25 protein-coding genes and 1 tRNA gene are annotated in these 19,415 nt (G+C 67.1%); 6 read left to right on the forward strand and 20 right to left on the reverse strand.

Annotation, left to right across the window (positions count from 1 at the left end):
• Nucleotides 1–41: 41 nt before the first annotated feature.
• From argC to rplM, 3 genes are all read right to left on the reverse strand, one after another.
• A complete protein-coding gene (gene argC / locus OCL97_RS01285; protein WP_377366887.1) occupies nt 42–989 on the reverse strand; it encodes an N-acetyl-gamma-glutamyl-phosphate reductase in 948 nt (315 codons plus the stop codon).
• A 97-nt stretch (nt 990–1,086) separates the two neighbouring features.
• Nucleotides 1,087–1,557 carry a 30S ribosomal protein S9 gene (gene rpsI / locus OCL97_RS01290; RefSeq protein WP_304778137.1) on the reverse strand — a complete coding sequence of 157 codons (471 nt, stop codon included), beginning with the start codon at nt 1,555–1,557 and terminating at the stop codon, nt 1,087–1,089.
• A 2-nt stretch (nt 1,558–1,559) separates the two neighbouring features.
• Entirely contained in the window at nt 1,560–2,033 is a 474-nt protein-coding gene (gene rplM / locus OCL97_RS01295) for a 50S ribosomal protein L13 (RefSeq protein ID WP_304778140.1), read from the reverse strand.
• Between the two features lie 230 nt (nt 2,034–2,263).
• On the opposite strand from rplM, the gene OCL97_RS01300 reads away from it, so the two are divergent.
• A complete protein-coding gene (locus OCL97_RS01300) occupies nt 2,264–3,673 on the forward strand; it encodes an alkaline phosphatase PhoX (protein WP_377366890.1) in 1,410 nt (469 codons plus the stop codon).
• Here the strand turns inward: OCL97_RS01300 and OCL97_RS01305 are convergent.
• Nucleotides 3,670–4,707, reverse strand: coding sequence for a COX15/CtaA family protein (locus OCL97_RS01305; RefSeq protein ID WP_377366892.1), 1,038 nt, complete (start codon nt 4,705–4,707; stop codon nt 3,670–3,672). The genes OCL97_RS01300 and OCL97_RS01305 overlap by 4 nt on opposite strands.
• A 146-nt stretch (nt 4,708–4,853) precedes the next feature.
• Between OCL97_RS01305 and OCL97_RS01310 the strand changes: the two genes are divergently transcribed.
• Nucleotides 4,854–5,102, forward strand: coding sequence for a GlsB/YeaQ/YmgE family stress response membrane protein (locus OCL97_RS01310; RefSeq protein WP_377366894.1), 249 nt, complete (start codon nt 4,854–4,856; stop codon nt 5,100–5,102).
• 63 nt (nt 5,103–5,165) lie between these two features.
• A complete protein-coding gene (locus OCL97_RS01315) occupies nt 5,166–5,363 on the forward strand; it encodes a DUF2842 domain-containing protein (protein ID WP_304778149.1) in 198 nt (65 codons plus the stop codon).
• A gap of 51 nt (nt 5,364–5,414) precedes the next feature.
• Here the strand turns inward: OCL97_RS01315 and OCL97_RS01320 are convergent.
• Nucleotides 5,415–5,491, reverse strand: a tRNA-Pro gene (locus OCL97_RS01320).
• Nucleotides 5,492–5,573: 82 nt separating this feature from the next.
• Between OCL97_RS01320 and OCL97_RS01325 the strand changes: the two genes are divergently transcribed.
• A complete protein-coding gene (locus tag OCL97_RS01325; protein ID WP_377366896.1) occupies nt 5,574–6,059 on the forward strand; it encodes an SRPBCC family protein in 486 nt (161 codons plus the stop codon).
• Here OCL97_RS01325 and OCL97_RS01330 read toward each other — a convergent pair.
• The 6 genes from OCL97_RS01330 to OCL97_RS01355 form a co-directional block, all read right to left on the reverse strand.
• Complete coding sequence (locus tag OCL97_RS01330) at nt 6,056–6,490, reverse strand: MerR family transcriptional regulator (protein WP_377366898.1); 435 nt, start codon at nt 6,488–6,490, stop codon at nt 6,056–6,058. The genes OCL97_RS01325 and OCL97_RS01330 overlap by 4 nt on opposite strands.
• A gap of 13 nt (nt 6,491–6,503) precedes the next feature.
• Complete coding sequence (locus OCL97_RS01335; RefSeq protein WP_293497622.1) at nt 6,504–6,806, reverse strand: integration host factor subunit alpha; 303 nt, start codon at nt 6,804–6,806, stop codon at nt 6,504–6,506.
• Nucleotides 6,807–6,938: 132 nt separating this feature from the next.
• Entirely contained in the window at nt 6,939–7,919 is a 981-nt protein-coding gene (locus OCL97_RS01340) for a beta-ketoacyl-ACP synthase III (RefSeq protein WP_377366901.1), read from the reverse strand.
• The gene (gene plsX, locus OCL97_RS01345) at nt 7,912–8,976 is read right to left on the reverse strand and encodes a phosphate acyltransferase PlsX (protein ID WP_377366903.1); all 1,065 of its coding nucleotides are present in this window, start codon (nt 8,974–8,976) and stop codon (nt 7,912–7,914) included. Before plsX ends, OCL97_RS01340 begins: the two co-directional genes overlap by 8 nt.
• An 85-nt stretch (nt 8,977–9,061) precedes the next feature.
• A complete protein-coding gene (locus OCL97_RS01350) occupies nt 9,062–9,592 on the reverse strand; it encodes a YceD family protein (protein ID WP_377366905.1) in 531 nt (176 codons plus the stop codon).
• Nucleotides 9,589–10,119: a ubiquinol-cytochrome C chaperone family protein gene (locus tag OCL97_RS01355; protein WP_377366907.1), complete on the reverse strand. Its 531-nt coding sequence runs from the start codon at nt 10,117–10,119 to the stop codon at nt 9,589–9,591. The genes OCL97_RS01350 and OCL97_RS01355 overlap by 4 nt, the downstream gene beginning before the upstream one ends.
• Before the next feature lie 105 nt (nt 10,120–10,224).
• On the opposite strand from OCL97_RS01355, the gene OCL97_RS01360 reads away from it, so the two are divergent.
• Nucleotides 10,225–10,710 carry an outer membrane protein assembly factor BamE gene (locus OCL97_RS01360; RefSeq protein ID WP_377366909.1) on the forward strand — a complete coding sequence of 162 codons (486 nt, stop codon included), beginning with the start codon at nt 10,225–10,227 and terminating at the stop codon, nt 10,708–10,710.
• 74 nt (nt 10,711–10,784) lie between these two features.
• On the opposite strand, the gene OCL97_RS01365 is transcribed toward OCL97_RS01360, so the two are convergent.
• The 9 genes from OCL97_RS01365 to glyA form a co-directional block, all read right to left on the reverse strand.
• Entirely contained in the window at nt 10,785–12,935 is a 2,151-nt protein-coding gene (locus OCL97_RS01365; RefSeq protein WP_304778177.1) for a sodium-translocating pyrophosphatase, read from the reverse strand.
• A 212-nt stretch (nt 12,936–13,147) separates the two neighbouring features.
• Nucleotides 13,148–13,585, reverse strand: a complete 438-nt coding sequence (locus OCL97_RS01370) for a hypothetical protein (RefSeq protein WP_377366911.1) — start codon at nt 13,583–13,585, stop codon at nt 13,148–13,150.
• 90 nt (nt 13,586–13,675) lie between these two features.
• Entirely contained in the window at nt 13,676–14,617 is a 942-nt protein-coding gene (thiL, locus tag OCL97_RS01375; protein WP_377366913.1) for a thiamine-phosphate kinase, read from the reverse strand.
• Nucleotides 14,601–15,062, reverse strand: coding sequence for a transcription antitermination factor NusB (gene nusB, locus OCL97_RS01380; protein WP_304778186.1), 462 nt, complete (start codon nt 15,060–15,062; stop codon nt 14,601–14,603). The genes thiL and nusB overlap by 17 nt, the downstream gene beginning before the upstream one ends.
• Nucleotides 15,059–15,514, reverse strand: a complete 456-nt coding sequence (ribH, locus tag OCL97_RS01385) for a 6,7-dimethyl-8-ribityllumazine synthase (protein WP_304778189.1) — start codon at nt 15,512–15,514, stop codon at nt 15,059–15,061. The genes nusB and ribH overlap by 4 nt, the downstream gene beginning before the upstream one ends.
• 38 nt (nt 15,515–15,552) lie before the next feature.
• Nucleotides 15,553–16,143, reverse strand: coding sequence for a riboflavin synthase (locus OCL97_RS01390; RefSeq protein WP_377366916.1), 591 nt, complete (start codon nt 16,141–16,143; stop codon nt 15,553–15,555).
• Nucleotides 16,144–16,788: a RibD family protein gene (locus OCL97_RS01395; RefSeq protein ID WP_377366918.1), complete on the reverse strand. Its 645-nt coding sequence runs from the start codon at nt 16,786–16,788 to the stop codon at nt 16,144–16,146.
• Complete coding sequence (nrdR, locus tag OCL97_RS01400) at nt 16,778–17,251, reverse strand: transcriptional regulator NrdR (RefSeq protein ID WP_304778195.1); 474 nt, start codon at nt 17,249–17,251, stop codon at nt 16,778–16,780. Before nrdR ends, OCL97_RS01395 begins: the two co-directional genes overlap by 11 nt.
• A 40-nt stretch (nt 17,252–17,291) precedes the next feature.
• Complete coding sequence (glyA, locus tag OCL97_RS01405) at nt 17,292–18,581, reverse strand: serine hydroxymethyltransferase (RefSeq protein ID WP_377366920.1); 1,290 nt, start codon at nt 18,579–18,581, stop codon at nt 17,292–17,294.
• 176 nt (nt 18,582–18,757) lie between these two features.
• On the opposite strand from glyA, the gene OCL97_RS01410 reads away from it, so the two are divergent.
• Nucleotides 18,758–19,189 carry a MucR family transcriptional regulator gene (locus tag OCL97_RS01410; RefSeq protein WP_377366922.1) on the forward strand — a complete coding sequence of 144 codons (432 nt, stop codon included), beginning with the start codon at nt 18,758–18,760 and terminating at the stop codon, nt 19,187–19,189.
• Nucleotides 19,190–19,415: the final 226 nt, after the last annotated feature.

Raw genomic sequence — 19,415 nt, forward strand, 5'->3', positions numbered from 1 at the left:
GTCATACGTGGCGGCGCGTGCGAAGGTTTCACCCTGCCGACCTAGAGCCCCGCCGCCTCGTCGAGGCCCAGCATCAGGTTCATGTTCTGCACGCAGGCGCCCGAGGCGCCCTTGCCCAGGTTGTCCAGCAGGGCCACCAGCCGCGCGTGGCCCTCGGCCTCGTTGCCGAACACGAACAGCTTCATGCGGTTGCCGCCGTTCAGGCCCTCGGGATCCAGGGTCTTTATTCCCTGGGCCTCCTCAAGGCTGGCGACCTCGACGAACTGCTGGCCCTGGTAGCGTTCGGCCAGCACCGCCTGGATCGCCGCCAGGGTCGGCTTCTTCGGCAAGGACCAGAGGTGCAGCGGAATCTCCACGATCATGCCCTGATGGTAGCGGCCCACCGCCGGGGTGAAGATCGGCTTGTGGGTCAGTCCGCCACGTTCAGCGATCTCGGGGACGTGCTTGTGGGAAAGCCCCGTCGCGTAGATCCGATAGGCGACCGTGGTGTAGTCGGCAGCGCTCTTGTCCTCGAACTCGGCGATCATCTGCCGTCCGCCGCCGGAATAGCCGGACACCGCATTGATGGTCACCGGCTGCTCGGCCGGCAGCAGGCCGGCGTCCACGAGGGGCCGGATCAGGGCGATGGAGCCGGTCGAGTAGCAGCCGGGATTCGACACGCGCTTGGAGGCCGCGATGGCCTCCCGCTGGCCGATAATGGCCTCCGGGAAGCCATAGGCCCAGCCCGGCGCGACCCGATGGGCCGTCGAAGGGTCGACAATCTTGACCGCGGGATTGTGGATCAACCCGACCGCTTCCTTGGCCGCGTCGTCGGGCAGGCACAGAATCACCACGTCGGCGCCGTTCAACAGCTCGGCGCGGGCGGCCGGGTCCTTGCGCTTGGCAGGATCGATGGAGATCAGCTGCAGATCGCTGCGGCCCTCAAGCCGCTCGCGGATCTGCAGGCCCGTGGTGCCCGCCTCGCCGTCGATGAATACCGTGTGGGTCATGTCGCTGATCCAAGCAAAAACCAATTCCAGATAGCAGAAGGGGCGCCCCGGTTTCCCGAAGCGCCCCTTTGCAAAACGCGAGTGAACGCGCGCGGGTTTAGCGCTTCGAGAACTGGAAGCTGCGTCGCGCCTTCGCCTTGCCGTACTTCTTCCGCTCGACCACGCGGCTGTCGCGGGTGAGGAAGCCGTGCGGCTTCAGCACCGGGCGCAGGCCCGGCTCATAATAGGTCAGGGCCTTGGACAGGCCGTGACGGATCGCGCCGGCCTGGCCCGAGAGGCCCGAGCCCACGACCGAGACGACGACGTCGAACTGGCCTTCACGGTCGGTGACCTGGAAGGGCTGGGCGAGCATCATGCGCAGCACCGGACGGGCGAAATAGATTTCCTGGTCGCGGCCGTTGATGGTGATCTTGCCCTTGCCCGGCTTGATCCAGACCTTGGCGATCGCGTTCTTGCGCTTGCCGGTGGCATAGGCGCGGCCGAACTTGTCGATCTTCTGCACGGCCGGCTCGGCGGCCGGTTGCGAGGAGAGGCTTTGCAGGGCCTCGAAGCCTTGGGACTCGGACATGCTTAGGCGCTCCGCACGTTCTTGGCGTTCATCTCTTTGAACGCGATGGTCTCGGGGGTCTGCGCTTCGTGCGGGTGCTCAGGCGAATTGTAGAGCCGCAGATGGGTCAGTTGGGCGCGCGCCAGGGGGCTTTCCTTGGGCAGCATGCGCTCCACGGCCTTTTCCAGGACGCGTTCCGGGAACTTGCCGTCAAGCACCTGGCCGGCGCTGCGCTGCTTGATGCCGCCGGGGTGACCGGTGTGGCGGTAGTAGATCTTGTCGGTCAGCTTCTTGCCGGTGAACTTCACCTTGTGGGCGTTGATCACGACGACGTAGTCGCCGCAATCGACGTGCGGGGTGTAGTCGGGGCGGTGCTTGCCGCGAAGACGCATGGCGATGAACGAGGCGAGACGGCCGACGACGGCGTTCTCGGCATCGATCACGATCCACTTCTTCGTGACGTCGGCGGGCTTCAAAGAAGCCGTCGTCTTCATCATGGGAACGGGTCCGTAATTGGCGTGGGACCGGAAGATCCCGACGAAAGAGGCGCGCTGATACGTCGGCTGGACCGGCCTGTCAACAACTTCGCGAACGCGCGCGGCGGAAATCCTTATGCCATAAGGGTTTGGAGAGATGGGTACCTGAATACCGCTTCAAACGGCCGTCACGGGACTATGCTCGAAGCACGCTCGACGGCGCCGTGACGGCGCCAAGCCCCGGATGCCCCATGTTCACCTCCCGACGCCAGCTTATCCGCGCCACCGCGGCCACCCTCGCCTTCTCAGGCTTCTCGCGATTCGCCTCGGCCCAGGACGGCGCGGCGGACACCGCGACCTATAGAAGTGAGGTCGCCGGCTATGGGCCGCTGAAGCGTGATCCAGCCGGCGTCTTCGATCTGCCCGAAGGCTTTTCCTACACCGTGGTGTCCAGGGCCGGGGACCCGATGAGCGACGGACTGGTCACGCCGTCCAAGATGGACGGCATGGGCTGCTTCGCCCTCGACAACGACCGGGTGGCTCTGGTGCGCAACCATGAGATCAAGCCCAGCGACCTGGAGATCACCGCCTTCGGCCCGGGCCGCGCCCTGGCCTCCAAGGTAAAGCCCGACCGGGTCTATGACCGGACCGACGATGGCCTGCCCATGGGCGGCGGCGCGACCACCCTGGTCTACGACCTGCGCAAGCGCGCCCTGGAGCGGTCGCACCTCAGCCTGGCCGGGACCTCCACCAACTGCGCCGGCGGAATCACGCCCTGGGGCTCCTGGCTGTCCTGCGAGGAGACGACCCAGAACGCGGGCAAGGACCATGGCTGGGTCTTCGAGGTGCCGTCGCGCAGCAGGGGCCTGGTCGAACCCGCCCCGATCAAGGCCATGGGCCGCTTCCGCCACGAGGCGACGGCCATCGATCCGCGCACCGGCGTGGTCTACCTGACCGAGGACATGGGGGACGGCTTTGGCCTCTTCTACCGCTACCTGCCCAACGACCGGACCAAGCTGCTGGCCGGCGGCAAACTCCAGGCCCTTTGCCTGCCCGAGGGCGTCGACGCCGACCCCCGTAACTGGGAGGCCGCCTACTGGAAGCAGGGCGACTCCCGCCCTGTGCGCTGGGTCGACCTGGACGGGGTCGACAATCCCCACGAGGACCTGCGTTACCGCGGCCACACCAAGGGCGCGGCCTGGTTCGCCCGGGGCGAGGGCATCTATTACGGCCAGGGAGAGATCTACTTCACCTGCACGAGCGGCGGGCCGGCGCGGGGCGGCCAGATCATGCGCTACGTCCCCAGCCCCCTGGAGGGCCAGGCCGGCGAAGCCGCCCAGCCCGGCCAGTTGCAGCTCTTCATCGAACCCACCGACACAAGCGTGATGCAGATGGCTGACAACATCGCCGTCTCGCCCTGGGGCCATCTGTTCGTCTGCGAAGACAGGATCAAAGGCGTCAACTTCCTGCGCGCCGTCACGCCTCAGGGCAAGATCTACACCCTGGGCCGCAACGCCGCGGCCATTGGCGAGGGCGCCGCAACCAACGCCGAGCTGGCCGGGGTCTGCTTCTCTCCGGACGGCACCACGATGTTCGTAAACATCTACTGGCCGGGCCTGACCCTCGCCATCACCGGCCCCTGGTCCAGCTTCCGAAGCTAGGGCCTGCGGACCCGCCAGGCGAAGGCGGTGGCGATGGCCAGCAGCAGGGCCGCGGTGACCTGGTGCAGCAGGGCCAGCCAGAGCGGCGTGCCGGCCATCAGGGTGGCGATCCCCAACGCGGCCTGGACCAGGACCGCGCCACCCAGCGCCAGGGCCAGGACCTTGGCGCCCGCCGGCAGGAAGTTCGAGCGCTGCGCAGCGACCGCCGCCACCAGGGCCAGGATCACCAGCAGGTAGGCCAGCAACCGGTGATGCAGCTGCACCGCCGCCTGACTGTGGGCCACGGTCGCCCATAGGGTGGCGCCCGCGTAGTCCGTCGGGAACAGGGCGCCGTTCATCAGCGGCCAGTCATTGTAGACGAAGCCCGCATCGGTGCCGGCCACCAGGGCGCCCAGCAGGATCTGCACGAAGATGAGCCCGGCCAGCCCCAAGGCGTGCCGGTTCCAGGCGCTGGGGACGGTCTGCCGGGGGGCGCCTGTCCAGGCGTCGAGCGCCGTCCAGATCAGGCCCGCCAACAGCGCGAAGGCCAGGCCCAGATGAACCGTCAGCCGCTCGGGCGCGACCGACACCAGTTGAGACTGCGAAAGGCCGCTTGAGACCATCCACCACCCGATGGCGCCCTGCAGGCCTCCAAGGGCGAACAGGACCAGGCAGCGCCAGATGAGCCGCTTGGGAAGCTGGCGACGGATCAGGAAATAGGCGAAGGGGATGGCGAAGGCCGCGCCCACCAGTCGGCCCAGGAGCCGGTGGCCCCACTCCCACCAATAGATGGCTTTGAAGGCCTCCAGGCTCATGCCCTTGTTCAGCTGCTGGTACTGCGGGATTTCGCGGTAGCGGGCGAACTCTTCGTTCCAGTCGCCGGCCGACATCGGCGGCAGGGCGCCCGTGACCGGTTTCCATTCGGTGATGGAAAGGCCGGAGTCAGTGAGCCGCGTGGCGCCCCCCACCACCACCATGACCAGGACCAGCAGGGCGACGGCGAAGAGCCAGAGGGCGACCGGCCGCGACCGGTCCGAGCGAAGGAAAGACGTCATGAGGGTGACTGAGAACCTTTCGGGGCGTTCCTGGGCGACCCGCTACCTGAGAAGCTCTCTGGCGTCCACGCTTGCACGCGACTTGCACGCACCTTGTGAACCGGGGATGGTCCGGCACAGCCAGACAGGGGCGTTGAGGCGGATTTATGGACGGCGTCGGCCTCTATGCTGAGATCCTGATCGGGATGCTGGCCGGGTGGTTCGCCGCCCTGGCGCTGGGCCGCCGCCACAGCCTGTTCACCTACATGGCCGTGGGCCTGGTCGGGGCCGTCCTGGGGCACGCCATCGCCGGGGGGCTGGACATCCATCTCGTGGGGGTCTGGGGCAGCCTGATCGCCGCCACCGTCGGCTCGATCCTGTTCCTGGCGCCCTTCGCCATCTTCCGCCGGCGCTAAGCGCAATCCGGGCGAAGTTGGATCGGAGTGGAACGCGCTCCAGCTCGGCCCTATACCGGCGCCATGAGCGCACGCGTCCGGAAGTTTGTTGGCGGTATCGGCATCCTGATTTTCCTCGCCGCCTATATCTGGGCGGTGACGGCCATCGCCGAACACCTCCCCGATCAGGTCTTCATCCAGACGCTGTTTTACGCCGTGGCCGGCATCGGCTGGGGCGTGCCCATCCTGCCGCTGCTGTCCTGGATGAACCGGGGGAAGTAGCCCCAAACGAAAAGGGCGCCCTCTTGCGAGAGCGCCCCTTCGGCCTTCCGATGGTCGGAGCGACAGGATTCGAACCTGCGACCCCTTGACCCCCAGTCAAGTGCGCTACCAGGCTGCGCCACGCTCCGACATCGGCAAGGCGGCCCTTCTAACCTCTTGCGGCCTCTGGGCAAGCTGAATTTCGGGAGCGGGCGAACATAGGAGCCGGCCGTGGCGCAGCATGTCGAACCCGTAGAACTGACGGTCACCGTCGCGGCCCTTCCCGACCGGGCCTTCGACCTGTTCCAAGCGCGCTTCGGAGACTGGTGGCCGAGCGACTACACCTTCAATGGCGCGGACGGCGGGGCGCCGGCCTTCATTGGGATCGGCGGGGCCGAGGGTGAACTTTGCACCGAGCTCGGCCCTCATGGGTTTCGCGTCGACTGGGGCCGCACCCTCACCTTCCATGCGGGCGCGCATCTGGTCTTTCTCTGGCAGATCGCGCCTGACTCCACCCCCCAGCCCAATCCGGACCTCGCCAGCATCGTTGAGGTGCGGTTCGCACCGGCGGGCGCCGCCACAGCCGTCACCCTCACGCACCGCGCATTCGAACGGCATGGCGAGGGTGCGGAGGACTATCGGGCAGAGATGGTGAGCGAGTACGGCTGGCCGCTGCTGCTGGAGCGGTATCGCGCGTTCGTCGCGGCCAATCCCTAGCGCTTCAGCAGTGCGTCGAGACGCCGCTTGGCCGCCTGGAGGTCGTCGAGCGCAAAGACCAGGCGTTCGCGGTCTTCGGCGCCCAGGCGGGCGCTGGAGAGGCCCAGGACGGGCCCGTCGTCTCGCGCAGGCGCGGCGGGCGCTGGCGGCGGCGCGCCCTCCCCGTTGGCGGCCGACAGCAGGCGCTTGAGGCCCTGTTCCTTGTGCAGGCGCTGGACACCCTTGATGGTGTAGCCATCCTCGTGCAGCAGGGTCTTGACCCCCCGCAGCATCGAGATGTCCTGCGGGCGGTAGAACCTGCGCCCGCCCGCCCGCTTCATGGGGCGGATGAAGGAGAACTTTGTCTCCCAGAACCTGAGCACGTGCTGGGGCACGCCCAGCTCGTCGGCCGCTTCCGAAATGGTGCGAAAGGCGTCCGGGCCCTTGGCCACGGGGGGCCTCTCGCTACTTTCCGAGGGCGCGGTCTACTCGCGCCTTCATGACCTGCGAAGCACGGAAACCAATCACGCGCCGAGGTTCGATCGCGGCGGGTTCGCCGGTCTTGGGGTTGCGGCCCATGCGGGCCCGCTTGGCGCGCACCTGAAATACGCCAAAGCCGGAAAGCTTGACCTGTTCGCCGCGCTCCAGAGCCTGGGCGGCCAGTTCGAGCGTACGCTCGACAAGTTCGGAACAATCCTGGCGGGTCAGGCCCACCTCCTCGTGAACCGCCTCGCACAGGTCGGCCCGCGTTACTGTCGCGCCCTTCATCCTCGCCCCTGCCCCTACTGAACCACTGCGACGGGCCGCAATCGCGGGAACGTCGGATAACCGTCATGGCCTGATTGTCGCATCAGGTCAAAGACTTCAAGGCGTAACCGGGCACGGACCCGAAGCTTTCGCCTAGAGACGTACGACGCAGGCGCCCCAGGTCAGGCCGCCGCCCATGGCCTCCATCAGCAGCAACTGGCCGGGCTTGATGCGTCCGTCGCAAATGCCTTCATAAAGCGCCAGCGGGATCGAGGCCGCCGAGGTGTTGGCATGCTTGGCCACCGTGGAGATGACCTTTTTCTCGTCGATCCCCAGCCGCTTGGCGACACCTTCCAGGATGCGTTGGTTGGCCTGGTGGGGAATGAACCAGTCGACATCGGCCACATTGACGCCGGCGTCCGCGGCGGCGGCCACCACAGCCTCGGAGATGTTCACCACGGCGTGGCGGAACACCTGGTTGCCCTGCATGCGCAGGTGGCCGATCTGGCCGTTGGTGGAAACCCCGCCGTCCACGTAGAGCAGGTCCTGTTTCGTCCCATCGGCGCGGAGCGCAAAGCCCAGCAGGCCGCGGTCGGCGGTGGTCCCGTCGCCCTCGCCCGGCTCCAGCACCACGGCGCCGGCCCCGTCGCCGAACAGCACGCAGGTGCCACGGTCGGTCCAGTCCATCAGCCGGGTCATGGTCTCGGCCCCGATCACCAGGGCGCACTTGGACCGGTTGCGGGCCACGAACCCGTCGGCGGTGGACAGGGCGTAGACGAAGCCCGAGCAGACCGCCTGGACATCGAAGGCGATGCCGATGGGGCAGCCCAGCTTGCGCTGCACGATCGTCGCCACGGCGGGGAAGGTCAGGTCCGGCGTGGTGGTGCCGACGATGATCAGGTCGACGTCGGCGGGGGTCTTGCCCGCCGCGGCCAGGGCCTTCTTCGCGGCTTCCACCGCCAGATCGGACACGGGTTGGTCCGGCGCGGCGCGATGGCGCTGGCGGATGCCCGTGCGTTCGATGATCCACTCATCACTGGTGTCGACCGTCTTGGAGAGGTCGGCATTGGTGACGATCTCGTCGGGCAGATAACCCCCGACCCCGGTCACGACGCTACGCAGGACTTTAGTCAACGGTTGCAGCTCCATCGGCGGCCGGAGCGCTCGACTCGGCCACAGCGGCGGTGAGCCGCGTCATATTCTTTTCGACCTCGCTGGCGAAGTCGCTTTGCGAAAGGCTGGCAGCCATGCGGATGGCGTCGGCGAAGTCCTGGGCCTTGGCGCCCCCGTGCGACTTCACCACCACACCGTTGAGGCCAAGAAGTGGCGCCGCGCGGGGCGGGTTCAATTTCTGGCCGAACCTGCGCAGGCCGGACCGGGCCAGCAAGGCCCCCGCGGTGGTGATCAGCGAACTGGTGAGGGCGGCGCGGAGCTCGGCTTCCACATAGCGCCCGGTGCCCTCAGCGGCCTTCAGCATGATGTTGCCGGTGAAGCCGTCGGTGACTGCGACGTCGACCGTGTTCTTCGACAGATCGTCGCCCTCGATGAACCCGCGATAGTCCAGGTCGAACTTGCCGGAACGCAGGATGGCATGCGCCTGGCGAACCTCCTCGTGGCCCTTCACGTCCTCGGATCCGACGTTGATCAGCCCGACCGTCGGCTTGGCGACGCCGTGGAAGGCGCGATGGAAGGCCTCGCCCATGATGGCGAACTCCACCAGGCGTTCGGCGTCGCAGTCAATATTGGCGCCCACGTCGAGCACCGTGGTCAGGCCCTTGCCGCCGGGCCAGCTGGCCACCAGGCAGGGCCGGTCGACATCCACGCTCATCCGCAGGATCAGCTTGGAGATGGCCATCAGGCCGCCGGTGTTGCCGGAAGAGACAGCGGCGACCGCCTCACCCGTCTTCACCGCCTCGACGGCGTTCCACATCGAACTGCCCTTGCCTCGCCGCAGGGCGGTGGCGGGCTTCTCGTCAGAGGCGATGACCTTGTCGGTATGGCGGACCTCGACCAGGGCCTTCAGCGCTGGGTGACGGGCGAGCTCTGACGCCAGCGCCGTCTCGTCGCCGTGCGCCAGGAACCTCGTGCCGGCCGGCATGGCCTTGGCGGCGAGCGCGAGAGCGGGGACGGTCACGGAAGGTCCGTGGTCGCCGCCCATCGCATCGATTGAAATGACCAGGGATCGGGTCAAGAGATTGCGTTCAGCCCCCTATTGCGACCGCGCCCGGACGATACAGCCCAGGCATGGCGATGCAAACTGCGCGAGGACCGCGCGATCATTCGCCCTCCCCCTTGAGCTTCTTCAGGGCGGCGAAGGGCGACAGGTCGGTGGTGTCCGGGGCGTATTCAAACACCGCCCCGGGCTTACGGGGAAAGGGATCGATCTCCAGCGCCAGCTGTTCGATCAGATAGGCTGAGAGGTCGATCTCCTCATCGGCCAGCACATCCGGCGGATCGGGTTCGTCGGGGTCGAATTCCAGTTCAACCGTGGCGGCTTCCGACTCAGGGGGGGCATGCGGGCTGCCGGCCGGGACCACCCGGAACTCGATGTCGGCGGTGAGCGGCTGTTCGAAGGCGTCCAGGCTGACACCGCAGATCTGCTCCACCACGGCGTCAAGCTGGCCCAGAATCTCGGCGCCATCCAGCCAGGCATGGACGGTGATGTCGGCGGTGAGGGCCGACAGGCTCTCCAGGCCGATCTCCTTGGCGATCAGGGCGCGGGTCTCGGCGTCGGGCTCCAGGCGGACCTTCACCGGGCCCTTGGATAGTTCCTGAAGGCGAATCGTCTGGCTCCAGGCGCGTTTCATGCGGGGTTCCAGTCGACGTTCCCGGCCAACATCGCGTCCAGGGGCTGATCGGCGAGGCGCGCGCGCTGGGCCAGCACATAGGCGGCCAGCTTCGGAGCGGCGGGAGATTCGGCCTCGGCATAGACGGTGCGGACCAGCAGTGCCTCCAGGGCCGCCGTGTCGGGCAGCGATTCGAAGGCGGCCTCATACGACTTCACCCGCCCGTAGAAGGCTTCGCCCAGCTTGCGCATCTTCTTGCCTACCGAGAGGTCGCCCACCCCCATCTCGCGCAAGGCGTCGTCGAGCGAGGAAACATAGGTGTCGAACAGGGCCTGGGCCGTGTCGCTGGCCTGCGCGCCCTGCCGCTTCAGGCGGTCCAGCACCAGGAAGACATGCAGGCTGTAGATCTCGAAGCGTCCCTCGACGGTGTCGGGGGCGGCATAGACCTCGTAAAGCGCCGGCGTCCGCGACTGATCGACCACGCAGGCGTACAGCGCGCGCCCGGCGGTTCGGGCGGGCTTGGGGCGGAACAGACGGTCCAGAAGCATCTTGGCCTCGATTTCGCCCGAAGGGGCCTTTAAGGGCGGCATTGCAGTAAGGGGCCGCGAGCGATAGGTCAAAGCCCAGGAAAATTGAACGGGTCTGATCCGCACATGTTTCGCAGTGTCGCCTTCGCCGCAATCGCCGCCGGTCTCATGGCCACGGCCGCCTGTGCGCCGATCACCACCTATTCGGGGTTCCAGGCCATCGACGCCAATCCCAAGGACGTGAAGGTGGGGACCGACACCAAGTCCGTCGTCCGCGGCCGGCTGGGCTCCCCCTCGGCGACCTCCACCTTCGACCCGAACGTCTGGTTCTATATCGACCAGGTCAAGGAGACCGTGGCGTTCCGCATGCCCAAGACCACGCGGCGGGACGTGACCGCCATCGCCTTCAACAAGGATAGCGAAGTGGTGGAGAGCGTCAGCCAGTACAGCCTGAAGGACGGCAAGGTCATCGCCTTCAACGACCGCGAAACCCCCACGCGGGGCCGCGAGCTGACCATCTTGGAGCAGCTGATCGGCACCGTCGGACGCGGCACCATGCTGCCCAACGACGACGAGGGCGTCCCCGGCAGCCGCCCTGGCGACCGCCGCTAAACCTACCCCCTTCACCAAATGAAAAACGCCCCGGAGATCGCTCTCCGGGGCGTCTTCATATGCGTGTCAGTCGATTATTGCTGCGCGAGGACCGCCAGCAGCAGCAAGGCCACGATGTTGGTGATCTTGATCATCGGGTTCACCGCGGGACCTGAGGTGTCCTTGTAGGGGTCGCCGACGGTGTCGCCGGTCACGGCGGCCTTGTGAGCCTCCGAACCCTTGCCGTGCAGGACGCCGTCAGAGTCGGTGAAGCCTTCCTCGATCACCTTCTTGGCGTTGTCCCACGCGCCGCCGCCCGAGGTCATCGAGATGGCGACGAACAGGCCGGTGACGATCACGCCCATCAGCATCGCGCCGACGCAGGCGAAGGCGTCGACCTTTCCGGCGATCGCATTGATCACGAAGAACAGCACGATCGGCGAGGCCACCGGCAGCAGCGACGGCACGATCATCTCGCGAATCGCCGCCTTGGTGAGGATGTCGACGGCGCGGCCGTATTCCGGCTTCACCTCACCGGTCATGATCCCCGGGTTCTCGCGGAACTGACGACGGACCTCGACCACGACCGACTGGGCGGCGCGGCCCACGGCGGTCATCGACATGCCGCCGAACAGGAAGGGCAACAGGCCCCCGAACAGCAGGCCGACCACGACGTAGGGGTTGGACAGATCGAAGGCCACCGCCCCCAGGCCGTCGAAGAACGAGCCCGGCGTCGCATTGGCCGCGAAGTACTTCAGGTCTTCCGTATAGGCCGCGAACAGCACCAGGGCGCCGAGACCGGCCGAGCCGATCGCATAGCCCTTGGTGACCGCCTTGGTGGTGTTGCCGACGGCGTCGAGGGCGTCGGTGGTGACGCGCACTTCCGGAGGAAGACCGGCCATTTCGGCGATGCCGCCGGCGTTGTCGGTGACCGGACCAAAGGCGTCCAGGGCGACAACGAAGCCCGCCAGGGACAGCATGGCGGTCGTGGCGATGGCGATGCCGAACAGGCCCGCCAGGTTATAGGTGACGATGATGCCCACGATGATCACCAGGGCGGGGGCCGCGGTGGCCTCCAGGCTCATGGCCAGACCCTGGATGACGTTGGTCCCGTGGCCGGAGACCGAAGCCTGAGCCACCGACTTCACGGGGCGGAAGTTGGTGCCAGTGTAGTACTCGGTGATCATCACGATGAGCGCGGTGATCACCAGGCCCGCCATGGAGCAGTAGAACAGCGACATCGAGTCGAAGGTCTTCTCCAGCGGGGTGCCGGCGTTGACGGTCAGGGGTTCGGTGACCAGGGCGGGGATTAGGAACCAGAGCGCGATGGCCGAGAGCACGCCGGTGACGATGAGGCCCTGGTAGAGGGCGCCCATGATCGAGCCGGACTTGCCCAGACGGACGGCGAAGGTGCCGATGATCGAGGTGATGATGCAAACGCCGCAGATGGCCAGCGGCAACAGCATGATGCTGGGCAGCAGGGCCGAGCCGCCGAAGAAGATGGCGGCCAGGACCATGGTGGCGACCGTGGTCACCGCATAGGTCTCGAACAGGTCGGCGGCCATACCGGCGCAGTCGCCGACATTGTCGCCCACGTTGTCAGCGATGGTGGCGGCGTTGCGGGGGTCATCTTCCGGAATGCCGGCTTCAACCTTGCCCACCATGTCGCCGCCGACGTCGGCGCCCTTGGTGAAGATCCCGCCGCCCAGGCGGGCGAAGATGGAGATCAGCGAGGCGCCGAAGCCCAGCGACACCAGGCCGTCGATCACGTGCCGATCGGCCGGGGCCAGGCCCTGGACCTGGGTCAGGTAGCCATAGTATCCGGCGACGCCGATCAGGGCGAAGCCCGCGACCAGCAGGCCGGTGATGGCGCCTGAGGTGAAGGCGAGCTTCAGGCCCTTGGCCAGGCTCTCGGAAGCGGCCTGGGCCGTGCGGACGTTGGCGCGAACCGAGATCAGCATGCCGGCGAAGCCGGCGGCGCCCGAAAGCACCGCGCCGATCAGGAACCCGGCCGCCGAATAGCCGCCGATCAGGAAGTACAGGGCGATCAGGACGACGACGCCCACGATCGCGATGGCGGTGTACTGGCGCTTCAGATAGGCCTGCGCGCCCTCCTGAATGGCGGCGGCGATCTCCTGCATCTTCGCGTTCCCGGGCGATTCCCGGAGCAGCGCGGCCGTCTGGACGATGCCGTAAAGCACCGCCAGGACGCCGGCGGCGATCACCAGCTCAAGCGTAAAACTCATTATCTGAAAGCCCCTTTTGCAATTGTGCGGAGGGGGGACGACGCCAGCCTTAGGCGCGCGCGTCGGTATGTTCCCGGCCCCATGGTGTTTCCCCAGTGGAGCGCCTTTGGCGACGCCCCTTTTATTTGAGAGCGTGAAGGTGCCAAAACTGGCGCCCGTAAGCAACGCCTGTTGGCTATTCGGTCCCTAGGGCCGCATTCGCCGCGCCGAAGTCACCTCAGAGTGGGCAGGCCGGTGCGCTTCTTGGGCGATTGGGAGAGGACGGCGACGCCCTTGACCTCCTTGGCCCCGCCGATGGCGATGGCTTCGCGCAGCAGGACGGCCTTCACCTTGGCCTCGTCGATCTTGGTGTAGTCGGTGGCCAGGGTGAAGAACGGCGAGCGGTGCGCGGCCCGCACCAGCGCGTCGCGGAAATATGGCTCCTTGGTTCGCAGCTTGCTGGTATTGGCCATGGCGGAGAGCTGGATGCGCACGGAAGCGAAGACGTAGTTGACCAGCAGGCCGCGCACGATGATGGGCAGCGCCACGGGCGCCAGGTCCACGTACTGGCCGTCCGTCGCCGCCGCCGCGGGCTTCTTCGGCGCCGAAGCTCGCGCCGGTGCGGCGATGAGCGCGAGAGGCGCAAGGGCGATGAGGGCGCGACGGTCCATCCCGTCACCCTGACAGGATATGGTTTCCGGAAGCTTGCGGGGCGTGACAGCTGACGTGAAGACATGGTCTGGCGGCCGATATGCGCCAGGTCAGGCGTGGGTCCAGCCGCCCACGCCGGGGGCGATGACCTCATCGCCCACCCGGACCTCTATCCCCTCGCCCTCCACCATCTCTCCGATGACGGTCAGGCCGCTCAGGTCCGGATGGTCGGCTGGCGCGGCGCAGACGATCTCATAGTCATCGCCCCCCGTGGCCAGCCGCAGCAGGGCGGCGGCCTGATCGTCCTGCGTGGAAAGCCAGGCGCGGGCGGGCTTGGAGAGGGGCATTCGCTCCAGGTCGAGCCTCAGACCCAGGCCGCTGGCCTGGGCGATGTGGCCGGCGTCGGCCACCAGCCCGTCGGAGACATCGGCGGCGGCGCTGGCGTGCGCGCGGAGTGGTCCTCGCAGGTCCAGGCGCGGATTGGGCAGGCGGTGCGCCTCCGCCAGCCAGCGGCGATCCAGTTCACCCCATCCTGGGCCCCAGTCCAGCCAGCCGTCGCCGATCGGTCCGCTCACCATCAGCAGGTCGCCGGCCTTGGCGCCGCCCCGACGGATCATGGTCCCGCTCGGAACCCAGCCCAGCAGAGTCATGGAGACCACCAGGGGTCCAGGTGTGGAGACCGTGTCGCCTCCCAGCAGGATGACGTCATAGGCCAGGCCGTCCTCATCCAGCCCCCGGGCGAACGCCTGGCGCTGGTCCCAGCCAAAACCGGGCGGCCAGGCGGTCATCAGGAAATAGCCGTAGGGTTCGGCGCCCTTGGCCGCCAGGTCGGAAAGATTAGAGCGGAGAAGTTTGCGCGCCACGATGTCGGGCGGGTCATCGGGCCGGAAATGCACCCCGGCCACCAGAGCGTCCTTGGTCACCACCAGGTCGAAGTCCGGCCGCGAGGGAATCGCCGCAGCGTCGTCCAGCAGATCGAGGGCCTCGGCCGCGCCGCGGGTCAGCGGCCGGAACAGCCGGGCGATCTGTTCGAATTCATCCGGCGCGGACATCCTGGGCCACCTTGTCCAGGGCGCCGTTGACGAACCCGGGCTCCGGTCCTTCGAAGAACGACTTGGCCAACTCGACATACTCGTCGATCACCACCTCGACCGGCACATCGTCGCGGTGGGACAACTCATAGGCGCCCGAGCGTAGAATGGCGCGCACGGTGGCGTCCAACCGGTCCAGCTTCCAGCCGGTGGCCAGGCGCTTGACCACGGCGGCGTCGATCTCACGCTGGCTCTGCACCACGCCGCGCACCAGTTCGGCGAAGAACAGCTCGTCGGCGGCGGCCAGGGGGTCACCCTCCCCGTCACCCTCGATGCCGCGATCAAAGCGGTGGTCGGTGAATTCCCGGATCACCGCCTCGACGCCGACGCCGGAGACTTCCATCTGGTACAGGGCCTGGACGGCGGCGAGGCGCGCGACCGAGCGGGCCTGCTTGGGCTTGCTCATCGGACGCCCATGAGCTGGCTCTTCAGCGAGATCATGGTCAGGGCCGCGCGGGCCGCGCCGCCGCCCTTGTCGCCCTCGCTGGCCTTGGCGCGGGCCCAGGCCTGGTCCTCGTCCTCGACCGTCAGAATGCCGTTGCCGATGGCCAGGCGCTTGCCGACCGTCAGGTCCATGATGCCGCGGGCCGACTCGTTGGAGACGATCTCGAAATGATAGGTCTCGCCGCGGATCACCGTGCCCAGCGCCACATAGCCGTCATAGCGCACGCCGGTGGCGCCGCCTTCCTCGGCAAGCGCGATGGCGCCGGGGATCTCCAGGGCGCCGGGCACCGTCACCACGTCATACTCCGCGCCCTGCGAGGTGATGGCGTCCGCCGCCCCCTGCAGCAAGGCGTCGGCCAGGTCGGAATAGAAGCGCGCCTCGACGACGAGGATGCGGATTTTGTCTTCGAGCATGGGTTCTTTCCGGACGGCCACCTACTTGGCCGCCCCCTTTAGGCTGTTTCGCGCCAGCGGGCGAGATACCGGGCCAGCATGTCGATCTCGAGATTGACGCGGGAGCCGACGTTCAGGGTCCCCAGGGTGGTCACGTCCCACGTGTGGGGGATCAGGTTCACCCCGAACACGTCGTCCTCGACCTCGTTCACGGTCAGCGACACACCCTCGATGGTGATGGAGCCCTTGGGGGCGATGAAGCGATGCAGGGGCCTGGGAACCCGGACCTGAACCCGGTGCGATCCGCCCTCGCTCTCGATGGAGATCACCTCGCCGACGCCGTCGACATGGCCCGAGACGATGTGGCCGCCCAGTTCGTCGCCCACCCGGGCGGCGCGCTCCAGGTTGACCGGACGGCCCTCCTCCCAGTCCGAGAGAGTGGTGAGGGCCAGGGTCTCGCCGGAAACCTCCACGGCGAACCAGCCGTCGGCCTTCTCCACCACGGTCAGGCAGCAGCCGGCATGGCTGATCGAGGCGCCGATATCGACGGTCGAGAGATCAAACTTCGTCTCGATCTCGAACCTGCGGTCGCGGTTGGTGTCGCGGACGGCGCGGACGCGGCCCACATCGGTGACGATGCCGGTGAACATTCAGATCCTCTCGTAGCGTTCCCACACATCGGGACCCAGCAGCTGAAGATCAACCCGCTTAAGCCTGGGCGCATCGGAAAGCGCCTGGATGGCCAGGGCGCCGATTCCCGGCCGCCCCTCTCCGCCGATGATGATGGGCGCCCGGAACCACTCCAATCGGTCCACCAGGCCGCAGCGCAGGAAGCTGGCCGCCACCTGTCCACCGCCTTCGACGAACAGACGATCCAGACCCTCGGCGGCCAGGGCCCGGACCACATCGTGCAGTTCGGGCCGCTCGTCGCCAACCGCATGGACCTGCAGAACCCGGACGCCGGCGTCGATCAGGCGAGCTTCCGGGGGTGTGGTGGAAATCAGATAGGTGGGGATATCGCGGGCCGTGGTGATCAGCTTGCAGCCGTCCGCCAGGCGTTGGCGGCTGTCCAGCACCACCCGGGCCGGCTGCGGACCGTTGAAATCGGCCAGCCGCACGGTGAGCTCGGGGTCATCGGCCCGGGCGGTCTCGACGCCGACGACGACCGCGTCATGCTCGGCGCGCAGGCGGTGGACCTGTTGGCGCGCCTCATTCCCGGTGATCCAGCGGCTCTCCCCGGTTCCGGTGGCGATGCGACCGTCGAGGGAGGTGGCGAGCTTGAGGCTAACGCTCATCCTCTGGACCTTCGCTCAGGCCTTCTTCCCCGAGGAAGGTGGCGAACTCGCCGGCCTCACGGAAGTCGCGATAGACCGAGGCGTAGCGGACATAGGCCACGTCATCGAGCACCTTGAGCTGCTTCATCACCATCTCGCCCACGGCCGACGACGGCAGCTCGGTCTCGCCCATGCTCTCAAGCTGGCGCACGATGGTGGAGATCATCTTTTCGATGCGGTCTGGTTCAATGGGCCGCTTGCGGGTGGCGATCGCAATCGAGCGCGCAAGTTTGTCGCGTTCAAATGGCGTACGCCGCCCCGACCGCTTCAGGATGGTCAGTTCCCGCAGCTGCACCCGCTCAAAGGTGGTGAAGCGGCCGCCGCACTCGGGACACAGCCGCCGCCTGCGGATCGCCGCGCCGTCTTCCGACGGGCGGCTGTCCTTCACCTGGCTCTCAAGATGACCGCAGAACGGGCAGCGCATGATCTAGCCCTTCCGGCCAATCGAACCCCTATTAGAGGGATTAGCTGTAGATCGGGAAGCGTTTCGTCAAGGTCAGGACCTCGGCCTTCACCTTGGCTTCCACGGCGGAATTGTCGCCGCCGGCCGCGACGCCGTCCAGAACCTCACCGATCCAGGTCCCGACCTGACGGAATTCCGCCGGACCGAAGCCGCGAGTCGTGCCTGCCGGCGTGCCGACGCGCAGGCCCGAGGTCTGCATGGGAGGAAGCGGGTCGAAGGGGATGCCGTTCTTGTTCGTGGTGATCCCGGCCCGCTCCAGGGCGATCTCGGCGTCGGCGCCGGAGACGTTCTTGGGCGTCAGGTCCACCAGCATCAGGTGGCTATCGGTGCCCCCCGACACGATCTTGAAGCCCGCCGATTGCAGGCTGTCGGCGAGGGCGCGGGCGTTTTCGATCACCTGGCGGGCGTACTGCTTGAACTCCGGACGCAGGGCCTCGCCGAAAGCCACGGCCTTGCCGGCGATCACGTGCATGAGCGGACCGCCCTGCAGGCCGGGGAAGACCGCGCTGTCGATCTTCTTGGCCCACTTTTTGGAGTTGGTCATGATCATGCCGCCGCGGGGACCGCGCAGGGTCTTGTGCGTCGTCGTAGTCACGATGTGGGCGTGCGGGAACGGGTTGGGGTAGGCGCCGCCCGCCACCAGGCCCGCATAGTGGGCGATGTCCACCATCAGCAGGGCCTCGACGCTGTCGGCGATCTCGCGGAACCTGGCGAAGTCGATGGCCCGCGAATAGGCCGAGCCGCCGGCGATGATCACCTTGGGCTTTTCGGCCAGGGCCACTTCAGCGGCTTGATCGTAGTCGATCATGTGGTCCTGCTGGCGCACGCCGTAGGCCACGGGCCGGAACCACTTGCCCGACTGGTTGACGCTCTTGCCGTGAGTCAGGTGGCCGCCGGCCGCCAGGTCCATGCCCATGAAGGTGTCGCCCGGGCTCATGGTGGCCATGAAGACCGCCTGGTTCGCCTGGCTGCCGGAGTGGGGCTGCACATTGACGTACTCACAGCCGAACAGCTGTCTGGCGCGCTCGATGGCGATCTCCTCGACCTCGTCCACCACCTCGCAGCCGCCATAGTAGCGTTTGCCCGGATACCCCTCGGCGTACTTGTTGGTCAGGACCGAGCCCTGGGCCTCCAGCACGGCGCGGCTGACGATATTCTCCGAAGCGATCAGTTCGATCTGATCCTGCTGGCGCTTCAGCTCCCGCGTGAGCACGCTGGAAACCGCCGGGTCGCTCTCCGAAGCGGGCGCGGTGAAGAAGGCGTCGATGAAATTAGCGGCTTGGGCGGTCATGAGAGGGCCTTTCGGGAATCTGGGGAGGACGGGCCTGGGCGGCTCTTTACCGCCTTGCGGGCCCGGGGCCAAACGTTGGGAACCATGTCGGGTCGGAGGCGTTGACGCCAAGTCTGATGACCCTGGGCGAAGGGGTGCTCGGGCTTTTGCAATGCCATGTACCCAGGGGGCGCTTGATGAGTATCGATAGGGAAGCTGACGGCACGGACGTCGAAGAGGTTTTGTCCCTCGCCACCGGCATCGTCTCGGCCTTCGTCAGCCGTAACTCTGTGTCTCAGAACGACCTGCCAGAATTGATCCGGTCGGTGCACCAGGCTCTGCGGGGCCTTGGCCAGGCCGCGCCCATCGCCGTCGAAGAACGGCCCAAGCCGGCGGTGCCGATCAACAAGTCGATCCAGCACGACTTCATCGTCTGTCTTGAAGACGGCAAGCGGCTGAAGATGTTGAAGCGTTACCTGCGTTCTCGGTTCGACATGAGCCCCGATGACTATCGGCGTCGCTGGGGCCTGGCGCCCGACTATCCGATGGTGGCGCCGGCCTATGCGGCGCGTCGTTCGGACTTCGCCAAGCAGATCGGCCTTGGCAAGGGCGTGCGGCGGCGGACCTGAGTTGGGCGGCCTGGCCGCCTGATCGTTCAGATGATTATAGAAGTTGAGGCTTCTCCGAAGCGGTGAGTGCGCTCCCCGTATGCGCCTGCACGCCTCGAATCGCAAGCTGACGACGGCTTTTCCTGACCGCCGCCCTCAGCGAGCTCTGACGTCAGGCGGCGTATCCGCCGACGCGCTTGATGTTGCAGTGGGCCCAGAGCCTTTCGAGGGCTTGGGCCAGGTCGTC

Source organism: Phenylobacterium ferrooxidans (genome assembly GCF_042714595.1).
GTDB lineage: Bacteria > Pseudomonadota > Alphaproteobacteria > Caulobacterales > Caulobacteraceae > Phenylobacterium > Phenylobacterium ferrooxidans.

What these genes read in the sequence shown, in the direction of transcription:
- argC (WP_377366887.1), bottom strand. Translation starts at nt 989, where the DNA reads ATGACCCACACGGTATTCATCGACGGCGAGGCGGGCACCACGGGCCTG.
- rpsI (WP_304778137.1), bottom strand. Translation starts at nt 1,557, where the DNA reads ATGTCCGAGTCCCAAGGCTTCGAGGCCCTGCAAAGCCTCTCCTCGCAA.
- rplM (WP_304778140.1), bottom strand. Translation starts at nt 2,033, where the DNA reads ATGATGAAGACGACGGCTTCTTTGAAGCCCGCCGACGTCACGAAGAAG.
- OCL97_RS01300 (WP_377366890.1), top strand. Translation starts at nt 2,264, where the DNA reads ATGTTCACCTCCCGACGCCAGCTTATCCGCGCCACCGCGGCCACCCTC.
- OCL97_RS01305 (WP_377366892.1), bottom strand. Translation starts at nt 4,707, where the DNA reads ATGACGTCTTTCCTTCGCTCGGACCGGTCGCGGCCGGTCGCCCTCTGG.
- OCL97_RS01310 (WP_377366894.1), top strand. Translation starts at nt 4,854, where the DNA reads ATGGACGGCGTCGGCCTCTATGCTGAGATCCTGATCGGGATGCTGGCC.
- OCL97_RS01315 (WP_304778149.1), top strand. Translation starts at nt 5,166, where the DNA reads ATGAGCGCACGCGTCCGGAAGTTTGTTGGCGGTATCGGCATCCTGATT.
- OCL97_RS01335 (WP_293497622.1), bottom strand. Translation starts at nt 6,806, where the DNA reads ATGAAGGGCGCGACAGTAACGCGGGCCGACCTGTGCGAGGCGGTTCAC.
- OCL97_RS01350 (WP_377366905.1), bottom strand. Translation starts at nt 9,592, where the DNA reads ATGAAACGCGCCTGGAGCCAGACGATTCGCCTTCAGGAACTATCCAAG.
- OCL97_RS01355 (WP_377366907.1), bottom strand. Translation starts at nt 10,119, where the DNA reads ATGCTTCTGGACCGTCTGTTCCGCCCCAAGCCCGCCCGAACCGCCGGG.
- OCL97_RS01360 (WP_377366909.1), top strand. Translation starts at nt 10,225, where the DNA reads ATGTTTCGCAGTGTCGCCTTCGCCGCAATCGCCGCCGGTCTCATGGCC.
- OCL97_RS01365 (WP_304778177.1), bottom strand. Translation starts at nt 12,935, where the DNA reads ATGAGTTTTACGCTTGAGCTGGTGATCGCCGCCGGCGTCCTGGCGGTG.
- OCL97_RS01370 (WP_377366911.1), bottom strand. Translation starts at nt 13,585, where the DNA reads ATGGACCGTCGCGCCCTCATCGCCCTTGCGCCTCTCGCGCTCATCGCC.
- thiL (WP_377366913.1), bottom strand. Translation starts at nt 14,617, where the DNA reads ATGTCCGCGCCGGATGAATTCGAACAGATCGCCCGGCTGTTCCGGCCG.
- nusB (WP_304778186.1), bottom strand. Translation starts at nt 15,062, where the DNA reads ATGAGCAAGCCCAAGCAGGCCCGCTCGGTCGCGCGCCTCGCCGCCGTC.
- ribH (WP_304778189.1), bottom strand. Translation starts at nt 15,514, where the DNA reads ATGCTCGAAGACAAAATCCGCATCCTCGTCGTCGAGGCGCGCTTCTAT.
- OCL97_RS01390 (WP_377366916.1), bottom strand. Translation starts at nt 16,143, where the DNA reads ATGTTCACCGGCATCGTCACCGATGTGGGCCGCGTCCGCGCCGTCCGC.
- OCL97_RS01395 (WP_377366918.1), bottom strand. Translation starts at nt 16,788, where the DNA reads ATGAGCGTTAGCCTCAAGCTCGCCACCTCCCTCGACGGTCGCATCGCC.
- nrdR (WP_304778195.1), bottom strand. Translation starts at nt 17,251, where the DNA reads ATGCGCTGCCCGTTCTGCGGTCATCTTGAGAGCCAGGTGAAGGACAGC.
- glyA (WP_377366920.1), bottom strand. Translation starts at nt 18,581, where the DNA reads ATGACCGCCCAAGCCGCTAATTTCATCGACGCCTTCTTCACCGCGCCC.
- OCL97_RS01410 (WP_377366922.1), top strand. Translation starts at nt 18,758, where the DNA reads ATGAGTATCGATAGGGAAGCTGACGGCACGGACGTCGAAGAGGTTTTG.